This window comes from Pseudomonas sp. Marseille-Q5115, assembly GCF_916618905.1.
Classification (GTDB): domain Bacteria; phylum Pseudomonadota; class Gammaproteobacteria; order Pseudomonadales; family Pseudomonadaceae; genus Aquipseudomonas; species Aquipseudomonas japonica_A.
In genome coordinates this window covers 3613322-3625576 of the sequence record NZ_CAKAKI010000001.1, presented here as the reverse complement: position 1 = coordinate 3625576, position 12255 = coordinate 3613322, and the positions used below count along the sequence as shown (strand labels likewise).

The 12255-nt window shown below is 61.7% G+C and carries 11 protein-coding genes; 9 read left to right on the top strand and 2 right to left on the bottom strand.

Going from position 1 to position 12255, the window contains the following annotated elements; translation table 11 throughout:
• Positions 1 to 19: 19 nt before the first annotated feature.
• Complete coding sequence (locus LG385_RS16575; RefSeq protein WP_181117167.1) at positions 20 to 223, bottom strand: hypothetical protein; 204 nt, start codon at positions 221 to 223, stop codon at positions 20 to 22.
• Between the two features lie 470 nt (positions 224 to 693).
• Here LG385_RS16575 and pcaR point away from each other — a divergent pair, with 470 nt between their 5' ends.
• From pcaR to pcaC, 9 genes are all read left to right on the top strand, one after another.
• A complete protein-coding gene (gene pcaR, locus LG385_RS16570) occupies positions 694 to 1536 on the top strand; it encodes a pca regulon transcriptional regulator PcaR (RefSeq protein WP_181117168.1) in 843 nt (280 codons plus the stop codon).
• Between the two features lie 284 nt (positions 1537 to 1820).
• Complete coding sequence (locus LG385_RS16565; protein ID WP_225775156.1) at positions 1821 to 3167, top strand: MFS transporter; 1347 nt, start codon at positions 1821 to 1823, stop codon at positions 3165 to 3167.
• A 153-nt stretch (positions 3168 to 3320) separates the two neighbouring features.
• Complete coding sequence (locus tag LG385_RS16560; protein ID WP_181117170.1) at positions 3321 to 4178, top strand: CoA transferase subunit A; 858 nt, start codon at positions 3321 to 3323, stop codon at positions 4176 to 4178.
• On the top strand, positions 4175 to 4957 hold the full coding sequence (locus LG385_RS16555) for a CoA-transferase subunit beta (protein WP_181117198.1): 783 nt from the start codon (positions 4175 to 4177) through the stop codon (positions 4955 to 4957). The genes LG385_RS16560 and LG385_RS16555 overlap by 4 nt, the downstream gene beginning before the upstream one ends.
• The gene (gene pcaF / locus LG385_RS16550; protein ID WP_181117171.1) at positions 4954 to 6159 is read left to right on the top strand and encodes a 3-oxoadipyl-CoA thiolase; all 1206 of its coding nucleotides are present in this window, start codon (positions 4954 to 4956) and stop codon (positions 6157 to 6159) included. Before LG385_RS16555 ends, pcaF begins: the two co-directional genes overlap by 4 nt.
• A gap of 120 nt (positions 6160 to 6279) precedes the next feature.
• Complete coding sequence (locus LG385_RS16545) at positions 6280 to 7569, top strand: MFS family transporter (protein WP_225775155.1); 1290 nt, start codon at positions 6280 to 6282, stop codon at positions 7567 to 7569.
• 48 nt (positions 7570 to 7617) lie between these two features.
• A complete protein-coding gene (locus tag LG385_RS16540; RefSeq protein WP_225775154.1) occupies positions 7618 to 8982 on the top strand; it encodes a 3-carboxy-cis,cis-muconate cycloisomerase in 1365 nt (454 codons plus the stop codon).
• Between the two features lie 12 nt (positions 8983 to 8994).
• A complete protein-coding gene (gene pcaD / locus LG385_RS16535; protein ID WP_225775153.1) occupies positions 8995 to 9783 on the top strand; it encodes a 3-oxoadipate enol-lactonase in 789 nt (262 codons plus the stop codon).
• Between the two features lie 14 nt (positions 9784 to 9797).
• Positions 9798 to 10190 carry a 4-carboxymuconolactone decarboxylase gene (gene pcaC / locus LG385_RS16530; protein WP_225775152.1) on the top strand — a complete coding sequence of 131 codons (393 nt, stop codon included), beginning with the start codon at positions 9798 to 9800 and terminating at the stop codon, positions 10188 to 10190.
• A 193-nt stretch (positions 10191 to 10383) separates the two neighbouring features.
• On the opposite strand, the gene LG385_RS16525 is transcribed toward pcaC, so the two are convergent.
• Positions 10384 to 11736, bottom strand: coding sequence for an OprD family porin (locus LG385_RS16525; RefSeq protein ID WP_225775151.1), 1353 nt, complete (start codon positions 11734 to 11736; stop codon positions 10384 to 10386).
• Positions 11737 to 12255 lie beyond the last annotated feature (519 nt).

The following is a 12255-nucleotide window of genomic DNA, read 5'->3' as shown; positions in this document are numbered from 1 at the left end:
CACGGCGGCTGGAAGGTACTCAGCTCGCTTCGGGGCTTTTCAGTTCCTTTTCGATCTTTTCAATCTCTTGCTGGAATGCCTGGTCCAGCAGGCTGGCACGTTTACGCCAGGGCTTTCGCTCAGGTTCGGGCTGAGCGGCATAGGTGGTAACTTCACCACCGTAAACATCCTTGAAACGTTTCTCCTGGCGCTCAAGTTCCGCGCGCAGTTCATCTTTAGTCACATGATTACCTTTTTATGTGTACCGGGATGGAGTATCCGGATTGTAAGCGCCGCCGAATGGATAGTCGGCAGCCCGTTTGCGTGGGTGTGAAACACCGTGCAACGATGGCTGCGCAACGGTAGCGCCATGGGTCAAGCGTAGTCAACTTTCGTTGGTTTCTAAATATACATGTAGCTGTAGTTGCCGTGAGCCGGGCTAACACACCGGTCTTACTCTTGGATCCGTACATGTACAAGAAAGTTTAAAAACAGTTCAACAAGGAGGGTAGTTGATCGCAGAGAATAAAAAAGCCCCGCTTGAGCGAGGCTGCGCCTGACTTCCCTGGTGGGTACCTGACCAGTCTCTCCGGGAAGTCAAATAGGGCCCTGCAAAGGTATAGTGGCGAGGATACGGGGTCAATTGCGATTATCGGCCGTTCGTTCGATAATCGCCCTACGCTGGCATGACCTTCGCGGTTCAGAGGACCTTCTATGAACGATCAACTGCGCAACGCCTTCAGTTCACTGGCCCCGCCTATCATTGCCTCGCCGGCCAAGCGCATCCAGGCGTTCGCTGGCGACCCCGACTTCATGACGTCTCTGGCGCGAGGGCTGGCGGTGGTGCAAGCCTTCCAGGAGCGCAAGCGCCACTTGACCATCGCGCAGATCAGCCACCGAACCGAAATCCCCCGTGCTGCCGTGCGGCGCTGCCTGCATACGTTGATCAAGCTCGGGTACGCCACTACCGACGGCCGTACCTATTCGCTGCTGCCCAAGGTGCTCACGCTCGGCCACGCTTACCTGTCGTCCACACCCTTGGCGGTGTCGGCACAGCCCTATCTGGACCGCATGAGCGAACAGCTGCACGAAGCCTGCAACATGGCGACCCTCGAAGGCGACGACATCTTGTACATCGCCCGCAGCGCCACTACGCAGCGGCTGATTTCGGTGGACCTGTCGGTGGGTGGTCGCCTGCCTGCGTACTGCACGTCGATGGGAAGGATTCTGCTGTCCGCCCTTGATGACGCCACACTGCGGGAATACCTGGAGCATGTGGAACTGCAGCCCAAGACCAGCAAGACCCTTACCGACCGGGACGAACTCGCGCGCTGCCTGCAACAGGTGCGCCAGCAAGGCTGGTGCATTGTCGACCAGGAACTGGAGCAGGGCCTTCGTTCGATTGCCGTGCCGGTGTACGACGCCTCCGGGCAAGTACTGGCCGCCCTTAATGTGAGCACCCACGCCGGCCGGGTAAACCGGGGCGAGCTTGAGCAGCGCTTCCTGCCGATCATGCTCGCTGCCAGCCGAGACCTTAGTAGCCAGCTGTTCAGCTGAGCCAGGGCGCCGAGATCCGTTCGATAAACGCACCAATATGCGTTTATCGAATTGACGGTTTCCCGAGTCAATTCTAATGTCGCTTGACTGGCTGGGGTCCCCCGGGCCGGCATAATAAAGCGAGAGGCTTTGCCATGAACGTCACTCTCCTTCAGCAACCTCCGCGCTTCTGTCAACACGGCCGACTTCGGGCCTGAACAACACTATTACGCAACTGTAGGCCTGCCACACGTTCGAATGAGCGCGTGCGGTGCTTCAGTGCGTGCTTACGGTGGATAAAAACAATGAACCGTCCTCAAGATACAATCGGCAATTGCCTCGACGTACAGTCGTTCATCAATAGCCAACCGCTTTCGCGCTTTCAATGGCGAGTCGTTATTCTGTGTTTCCTGATTGTTTTCCTCGATGGCCTGGACACCGCTGCCATGGGCTTTATCGCTCCGGCATTATCGCAGGACTGGGGCCTGGCCAAAGGTAGCCTTGGCCCGGTGATGAGTGCCGCGTTGGCAGGGATGGTCATCGGTGCGCTGGGCTCGGGCCCACTGGCCGACCGCTTCGGTCGCAAGGTGGTGTTGGTCGCTGCCGTTGCGGTGTTCGGCGTGTTCAGCCTGGCCTCGGCCTACAGCACGAACCTCGACCAGTTGATGCTGCTGCGCTTGCTCACTGGCATCGGCCTGGGTGCTGGCATGCCGAACGCCACAACGCTGCTCTCCGAGTACACCCCGGAGCGCTTGAAGTCGCTGTTGGTAACCAGCATGTTTTGTGGCTTCAACCTGGGCATGGCGGGCGGCGGCTTCATCTCCGCCAAGCTGATTCCGGCCTACGGCTGGCACAGCCTGTTGTTGCTCGGCGGCATCCTGCCAATGATCCTGCTGGTGGTTCTGATATTCTGGCTGCCTGAATCGGCGCGCTTCCTGATTGTGCGCAACCGCGGCAATGATCAAGTGCGCAAGGTGCTGGCCCCGATCGACCCGGCAACCGTAGCGCAGGCTGGCAGCTTCAGCGTGCCGGAGCTCACCACGGTGAAAGCCCGCAACGTGTTTGCGGTGATCTTCTCCAGCACCTACAAGGCCGGCACCTTGCTGCTGTGGCTCACCTACTTCATGGGCCTGGTGATCGTGTACCTGCTGACCAGCTGGCTGCCGACGCTGATCAAAGACAGCGGCGCCAGCATGGAACAGGCCGCTTTCATCGGCGGGCTGTTCCAGTTTGGCGGCGTGCTCAGCGCGGTCGCCGTGGGCTGGGCCATGGACCGCTTCAACCCGCACAAAGTGATTGCCACCTTCTATCTGCTGGCTGGCGTATTTGCTTACTTCGTAGGCCAGAGCCTGGGCAACTTCGCACTCTTGGCTACCCTTGTACTGGTAGCGGGCATGTGTGTGAACGGTGCTCAATCGGCCATGCCGTCGCTGGCGGCGCGCTACTACCCCACCCAATCCCGGGCCACCGGAGTGTCCTGGATGCTAGGCATCGGCCGCTTCGGCGCCATCGTCGGTGCGTCCAGCGGTGCGATGCTGCTGGGGGCCGGTTGGACCTTCGCTCAGGTGCTCACCGCCTTGCTGGTGCCCGCCGCGCTTGCCACGATTGCCGTGTTTATCAAGGGCAAGGTCAGCCACGCCGACGCCACCTGACCGCTGGAGTATGCGTTCGATAATCGAACGCATACTCGATAATCGGATTGTTTGGCAGCGTGGCCAGACTTAATCTCCGGCCACGCATTTGCAACGGGCCGCGCTTCGCGGCCCTTATCGATACAGGCTCATTCAAGAAGGAGTCCACGCGACATGGCTGAACTTCTCTCGCTCCACGAGGCCGTGAAGCAGTTCGTGAACGATGGCGATACCGTTGCCCTCGAAGGCTTTACCCACCTTATCCCGACCGCTGCCGGCCACGAGATCATCCGCCAGGGCAAGAAAGACCTGACCCTGGTGCGCATGACCCCCGACCTTATCTACGACCAACTGATTGGCGCTGGCTGCGTGCGCAAGCTGATCTTCTCCTGGGGCGGTAACCCGGGCGTCGGTTCGCTGCATCGCCTGCGCGACGCGGTGGAAAAGCAGTGGCCACACGCGATGGAAATCGAAGAACACAGCCACGCCGACCTGGCCAACGCCTATGTTGCTGGCGCTTCGGGCCTGCCGTTCGCGGTGTTGCGTGCTTACGCCGGCTCCGACCTGCCGAAGGTCAACCCGCTGATCAAGACCGTGACCTGCCCGTTCACCGGCGAAGTGCTGGCGGCGGTGCCGTCGGTACGCCCGGACGTGACCGTGATTCACGCGCAGAAGGCCGACCGCAAAGGCAACGTATTGCTGTGGGGCATCCTGGGTGTGCAGAAAGAGGCCGCCTTGGCCGCCAAGCGCTGCATCGTCACGGTGGAAGAAATCGTCGACGACCTGCAGGCACCGATGAACGCTTGCGTGCTGCCTACCTGGGCGCTGAGCGCCGTGTGCCTGGTGCCCGGTGGCTCGCACCCGTCCTATGCCCATGGTTATACCGAACGCGACAACCGTTTCTACCAGGACTGGGACCCGATCGCGCGCAGCCGTGACACCTTTACTGCCTGGATCGACGAGTACGTGCGCGGCACCCGCGATTTCGACGAATACCGCGCCAAACTCAGCCAAGCCGGGGAGAACGCCTGATGACCTACTCCACTTCTGAAATGATGACCGTGGCCGCTGCCCGGCGCCTGAAGAACGGCTCGGTGTGCTTCGTGGGGATCGGCCTGCCGTCCAAGGCCGCCAACCTGGCACGCCTCACCTCGTCCCCGGACGTGGTACTGATTTACGAATCCGGCCCGATCGGCGCCAAGCCTACCGTGCTGCCGCTGTCCATCGGTGACGGCGAGCTGGCTGAAACTGCGGACACCGTGGTGCCTACGGGTGAAATCTTCCGCTACTGGCTGCAGGGCGGGCGGATCGACGTCGGCTTCCTCGGCGCGGCGCAGGTGGACCGTTTCGGCAACATCAACACTACTGTGGTCGGTGACTACCATTCGCCCAAGGTTCGCCTGCCGGGTGCCGGTGGCGCGCCAGAGATCGCCGGTTCCGCCAAGAGCGTGCTGATCATCCTCAAGCAGTCCCATCGCAGCTTTGTCGAGAAACTGGATTTCATCACCTCGGTTGGCCATGGCGAAGGCGGGGATTCGCGCAAGCGTCTCGGCCTGCCCGGCGCCGGCCCGGTGGGCATCATTACCGACCTGTGCATCATGGAACCCGAAGCGGTCAGCAACGAGTTCGTGGTGACTTCCATCCACCCGGGCGTTACCCGCGAACAGATCACCGCCGCCACCGGCTGGCCGATCCGCTTCGCCGATGATGTGGTTACCACGGGCGAGCCTACCGAGGTGGAACTGACCGCCTTGCGTGACCTGGAAGCCCGAACTGCCAAGGCCCATGGCCAAGCCCCGGGAGAAGCGTGATGCGCGACGTTTTTATCTGTGATGCCATTCGTACACCAGTGGGCCGCTTCGGCGGCGCGCTGGCCTCGGTTCGCGCCGACGACCTGGCCGCCATTCCGATCAAGGCGCTGATGGAGCGCAACCCTCAGGTGGACTGGAGCGCGGTAGACGAGGTGTTCCTCGGTTGCGCCAACCAGGCCGGTGAAGACAACCGCAACGTCGCCCGCATGGCTCTGCTGCTGGCTGGCCTGCCACCCAGCGTGCCCGGCATCACCCTGAACCGCCTGTGTGCCTCGGGCCTGGATGCCATCGGCACGGCGTTCCGCGCCATTGCTGCCGGTGAGATCGAGCTGGCCATCGCTGGCGGTGTCGAATCCATGTCGCGTGCACCGTTCGTGATGGGCAAGGCTGAAAACGCCTACTCGCGCAACATGAAGATCGAAGACACCACCATCGGCTGGCGCTTCGTGAACCCATTGATGAAAGCCGAGTACGGCGTGGATTCGATGCCGCAAACGGCGGATAACGTGGCCGACGACTACAACGTGTCCCGCGCCGATCAGGATGCCTTCGCCCTGCGCAGCCAGCAACGTGCCGCAGCGGCGCAAGCCTCGGGCTTCTTCGCTGAAGAGATCGTGCCGGTGCGTATCCCCGGCAAGAAAGGCGAAACCGTGGTCGACACCGATGAACATCCGCGTGCCGACACCACGCTCGAAGCCCTGGCCCGGCTCAAGCCGGTGAACGGCCCGGACAAAACCGTGACCGCAGGCAATGCCTCCGGTGTGAACGACGGGGCCGCGGCGCTGATCATTGCCTCGGCCGAAGCGGTGAAGAAGCATGGCCTGAAGCCACGCGCGCGCATTCTCGGCCTGGCCAGCGCTGGCGTCGCACCACGCGTGATGGGCATCGGCCCGGTACCGGCAGTACGCAAGCTCACCGAGCGCCTTGGGCTGGCCATGTCGGATTTCGACGTGATCGAACTCAACGAAGCCTTCGCCTCGCAGGGCCTGGCGGTATTGCGCGACCTAGGCGTGGCGGACGACGCCCCGCAGGTCAACCCCAACGGCGGCGGCATTGCCTTGGGCCACCCGCTGGGCATGAGCGGCGCGCGGATGGTGGTAACTGCGGTCCACCAACTGGAGCGCAGCGGCGGTAAAAAAGCTTTGGCCACCATGTGCGTAGGCGTAGGGCAGGGCGTGGCTTTGGCGCTGGAGCGGGTTTAACCGGCGCTTTCATTCAATCCCTCGAAACACTCCGGGCCTCCACGCAAGGCCTGGAGCGTTTCGGGCGATTGTCTGCGGTGGTACGGTAGCGCTTCCGTAACCCCCTGACGAGAACAACAGATGACAACAACTCATTACACGGGCGAAGAACGGCGCAAGCGGATTTTCGCTATTGTCGGCGCGTCTTCCGGCAACCTGGTCGAATGGTTCGACTTTTACGTCTACGCCTTTTTCGCGTTGTATTTTGCACCCTCCTTTTTTCCTTCCGATGACCCTACCGTGCAACTGGTGCAAAGCGCCGGTGTATTCGCGGCGGGCTTTCTCATGCGCCCCATCGGCGGCTGGCTGTTTGGCCGGGTAGCCGACCGCTACGGCCGGCGAACTTCGATGATGATCGCCGTGCTGATGATGTGCGCCGGCTCGCTGATGATCGCGTTCCTGCCCACTTACCAGAGCATTGGCGTGGCGGCGCCGGTATTGCTGCTGGTGGCGCGCCTGCTGCAGGGCCTGTCGGTAGGTGGCGAATATGGCACCACGGCAACGTACATGAGCGAAGTGGCCCTGCGCGGCCAGCGCGGGTTCTTTGCCTCCTTCCAGTATGTGACGCTGATTGGTGGGCAACTGCTGGCAGTGCTGGTGGTGGTGATCCTGCAGCAGATGTTCGACAAGGCCGAGCTGATGGCCTGGGGCTGGCGCATTCCGTTCGTGATCGGTGCCCTGGCCGCGTTCGTCTCGCTGCTGCTGCGTCGTTCGCTGAAAGAAACCCTCACGGCCGAAACGCGTAATGACAAGGACGCGGGCAGCCTGAAAAGCCTGTTCAAGCACCATCGCCTGGCCTTCATCACCGTGCTCGGGTACACCGCGGGCGGGTCGCTGATCTTCTACACCTTCACCACCTACATGCAGAAGTACCTGGTGAACACCGCCAAGATGAGCCCTGAAACCGCGAGCTTCATCATGACCGGCGCGCTGTTCGTCTACATGTGCATGCAGCCGCTGTTCGGTGCGCTGTCGGACCGCATTGGCCGGCGCAACTCGATGCTTTGGTTCGGTGCGCTCGGCACCCTGTGCACGGTGCCGATACTGATGGCGCTCAAAACCGTTACCAACCCGATCATCGCCTTCGCGCTGATCACCCTGGCCCTGGCGATCGTAAGTTTCTACACCTCCATCAGTGGCCTGGTGAAGGCCGAGATGTTCCCGCCGCAGGTACGCGCGCTGGGTGTAGGGCTTTCCTATGCCGTAGCCAACGCCATCTTTGGCGGCTCTGCGGAGTTCGTCGCGCTCAGCCTGAAAAGCGCCGGTAACGAAAACGCCTTCTACTGGTATGTCACGGTAATGATGGTGATCGCGTTCCTGTTCAGCTTCCGGTTGCCGCGGCAAGCCGCCTATCTGCACCACGATCATTGATTTGGGCAGGCGCGCCGCAGGTGTGGCGCGCCCTTGTGTGAGGACACCATGAGCGAAAGACCGACCAACAGCCTGTTCGATGCCTATTTCAGCGCAGCGGATATGCGCCGGATTTTCTCCGACGAGGGGCGTATCCAGGGCATGCTGGACTTCGAGGCGGCGCTCGCCCGCGCCCAGGCGCGTACCGGGTTGATCCCCAGCGACGTGCCGGCCGTGATCGAAGCGGCGTGCAAGGCCAGCCTCTACGACGCGGGCGCCCTGGCCCAAGCGGTGGGCGGCGGCGGCAACTCGGCAATCCCCCTGGTGAAAATGCTGGGCAAGCAGGTGGCCAGTACCGACCCGCGCGCCGAACGCTATGTGCACTTGGGCGCGACCAGCCAAGACGTGATGGACAGCGGCCTTGTGTTACAGATGCGCGATGCACTGGCCTGGCTGGAAAGCGCACTGCAACAGCTCACCGACCGCCTGGCCGAGCAAGCCCAGCGCTACGAAGCGCTGCCGATGCCGGGCCGAACCTGGCTGCAGCATGCCACGCCGGTCACCCTTGGGATGAAGCTTGCAGGCTGGCTGGGCGCATTGGATCGCCACCGCCAACGGCTGCGTGAGCTCAAGCCGCGCTTGTTGGTGGTGCAGTTCGGGGGCGCCTCCGGCACCTTGGCCGCGCTGGGCGATCAAGCCTGGCCGGTGGCCGAGGCGCTGGCCGATACCCTGAAGCTGAACCTTGCCGAGCAACCTTGGCACACCCATCGCGATCGCCTGGTGGAATTCGGCAGCGTGCTCGGCCTGCTGGCCGGTACCTTGGGCAAGATGGGCCGCGATATCAGCCTGCTGATGCAAACCGAGGCGGCCGAACTGTTCGAGCCGTCCGCGCCGGGCAAGGGCGGTTCTTCCACCATGCCGCACAAACGTAACCCGGTGGGCGCCGCGGTGTTGATCGCCACCGCTACCCGCGCGCCAGGGCTGGTGTCCACCTTGCTGAGCGCGATGCCCCAGGAGCATGAGCGCAGCTTGGGCTTGTGGCATGCGGAGTGGGACACCCTGCCAGAGCTGTGTTGCCTGGTGTCCGGTGCGCTGGAGCAGGCCATCGGGTTCGCCAATGGCATGGAAGTGGACGCCGAGCGCATGGGCCGCAACCTGCAGCTTACCCATGGGCTGGTGCTGGCCGAGGCCGTGAGCATCGTGCTGGCGCAGCGGCTGGGCCGGGACACCGCGCACCATCTGATCGAACAATGCTGCAAACGGGCAGTGGCCGAGCACCGGCACCTGCGTGACGTACTGGGCGATACCTCTGAAGTCACTGCCGAGCTTTCTTCGGCCGAACTCGACCAACTGCTGGACCCCGCTCATTACCTTGGTCAGGCGCAGCGCTGGGTTCAGCGCGCGGTGGCTGAACACAATCGTCTGAATGCTTGAAAGGAGGTTTACGTGACACGCGTCAAACTCGCCGATGGCGAACTCAATTATCAGCTCGATGGCCCGCAAGGCGCACCCGTGTTGGTGCTGTCCAATTCGCTGGGCACCGACCTGGGCATGTGGGACACGCAAATCCCGGCCTTTACCGAGCATTTTCGTGTGCTGCGCTACGACACGCGCGGCCATGGCCAATCATTGGTAACCGAAGGCCCTTACAGCATCGAGCAGCTGGGCCGGGACGTGCTCGCTTTGCTCGACGCCTTGAACCTGGACAAGGTTTCGTTCTGCGGCCTGTCCATGGGCGGGCTGATCGGGCAATGGCTGGGGATCAATGCAGGTGACCGGCTGAACCGCCTGGTGATCTGCAATACGGCGGCGAAGATCGCCAACGACGAGGTGTGGAACACCCGTATCGAAACCGTGCTGCGGGACCGTGAAGCGGCCATGGTGGGCTTGCGCGATGCGTCCATCGCTCGCTGGTTCACGCCTGAGTTCGCCGAACGCGCGCCGGCACAGGCCAAGCGCATCACCGACATGTTGGCCGCCACGTCCCCGGACGGCTACGCCGCCAACTGTGGTGCCGTACGCGATGCCGATTTCCGTGAGCAGGTAGCGAGCATCCAGGTGCCGCTGCTGATCATCTCTGGTAGCCAGGATGCCGTGCCCCCGCCCGCCGGTGGCGAATTCATTGAGCAACAGGTAAAGGGCGCCGAACACGAAGTGTTCCACGCCGCTCACCTGTCCAACGTGGAAGTGGGCGAGCCGTTCAGCCAGCGCGTGCTCGACTTCCTGCGCGCATAAAAAGAGGTACCACCGTGGACGAACAACAGCGTTACGACGAAGGCATGAAGGTGCGCCGTGCGGTACTGGGCGATGCCCATGTGGATCGCAGCCTGAAGAACATCACCGAGTTCAACGGTGAGTTCCAGGAGATGATCACCCGCCACGCCTGGGGTGATATCTGGACCCGCCCGGGCCTGCCACGGCATACCCGCAGCCTGATCACCATTTCGATGCTGATCGGCATGAACCGCAACGAGGAGCTCAAGCTGCACCTGCGCGCCGCCGCCAATAACGGCGTTACGCGGGACGAGATCAAGGAAGTGATCATGCAGAGCGCGATCTACTGCGGCATCCCCGCCGCCAACGCCACCTTCCACCTGGCCGAATCGGTGTGGGACGAGCTGGGCGTGGAATCGCGAGAGTAATGTCGTTCGCCAGGTCAGCCTGGCCGAGCTTTAGCAGCAAACCTGGGTTGCGCCGGCGTATCACCGATGTATGGCCCGGTGGCGGGCAAGCCACGCTGCTGCAGGGTCAATGCGTAGCCGGCAGCATTGGCCGGGCATAAAAAAACGGGGCTCATCGCGAGCCCCGTTTTTTATTACGCTACCTTCGAACCGATTACAGCAGGCTCAGCGGGTAGTTGAAGATCAGGCGGTTCTCGTTGAAGCTGTTGGTGTTGCCGTAGTTGCGACGCAAGGTCGAGTTACGCCACCGCACGCTCAGCGACTTGAAGGTACCGCTCTGGATCACATAGGCCAGTTCGGTTTCACGGCCACGGTCTTCACCGTTGGTGACGGTGGTGCCGGAGTGAACGTTGCTACCTTCGATGAAGCGGTTCATCACGGTCAAGCCGGGTACGCCCCAGCCAGCGAAGTCATAGTCGTGACGTACTTGCCAGGACTTCTCGCCTTCCATGTCGTAGCTCCAGCCGTAGCTGTCGTTCGCCAGGGTGCCGCCGCTGGTACCAGCGATACGCTGCCAACCGGCATTGCCGGTCACGCGCTGCAGGCCCACGTAGAAGGTATTGAAACCGGCCTTCAACGAGAACAGCCCGGACATGGTGCGGTTTTGTTGATTTTCTACGCCCGGCTGATCGTCTGCACGGCCATCGCCGTTGGATGAGCCAATGAAGTAACCCAGGTTGGCACCGGCGGTGAGGCCTTCAGCGATGGGTTGCGAGTGCAGTACCTGGAAGTACGTCTGGTCGTAGACGTCCTGCAATTGGCCATACCAGGCGCCAACCAGAGTGCGTTTATCGTTGAAGGTGTATTCTGCACCCGCGAAGTTGAACGCGTTGCCACTGATGGTCGGCTTTCCGCGAACGGTTGAACCGGCGTTGTTCAGCGACATGCGTTCCATGCTGGCGTCGTTACGCTGGCTGTTGCGATTGAACGAGCCGGCATACAGCGTGGTGTTGTCGATGTCCTTCGAGGTGAGCTGCGCGCCCTGGAAGGTTTGTGGCAGCGAGCGGCCGTCGTCGGAGCGCAGGATCGGCAGCACCGGCATCCACTCGCCTACTTTCAGCTCGGTTTTGGAGAACTTGACCTTACCTGCCACGCCCAGGCGGCCGAAGTTATCTGCCGGGACGTTGCCGTCGTGCGCTGGCAGCAACTGGGTGCCATAGGTACCACGGCCGCCGTCCAGCTTGACCGCGAACATACCGAGCACATCTACGCCGAAGCCGACCGTACCCTGAGTGAACCCAGACTTGGCATCGAGGATGAACGCTTGGGTCCATTCCTGCGCTGCGCCACGGTTAGTATTGCCCGGGCCGGGCTGTGCGATGGAGGCACCATTGTCGACGAAGTTACGGTCGAAGTAGTAGTTGCGGAAGTTGAGCGTGGCCTTGGTGTCTTCAATAAACCCCGATTCAGCAGCCGCCGCGGGCAGCGCGGCAGCCGAGACAGCCAGGCCGAGGAGGGCGAGGCCGAAACTTTTCTTGCGGGCAAAGCTCGAAGGGATGGCGTTCATTCTTGTTGTGTTCTCTGCTGATCATTGGCAATAGCGGGCCACTAGACGGCGCGGGGTTACCGGTGGAACGGTACTCCGACAGTCATCGCGGATATCAAGCGTTGGGTGGTTCAGCTGGAATGGGCGCTGGTGATATGCATAGTGGCCAACCTGTTGTTATTAGTGTGGTCATAGCTACCCGTGTGCGCGGGTGGCCTTGCCTAGCGGATGGTGCAAATTCCCGATCCTTTGGGTCAATTCCATGACAGGTAATTCGGGCGATAGCCGAACACTAACTGCCCGGTTACTTTAGGACATCAGTCCTCAGACGTCCGATTCATTGTAAGTAAATTTTTCGTTAACGCGCTATGACTTTTGTCTAAATAAATCCTGCCGTCAAGCCCTGAACCGCTCAAGGACGCTAGAATGCGCGTGCGCTTATCGCTTTTTGAAATCGGGCCATGCGTTTCGTTTAACTGGCGCTGGCTACGATCACTCGTCGTAGAGCTGGCCGATGGCCGCTAGTGTGTCGAGCTTTCA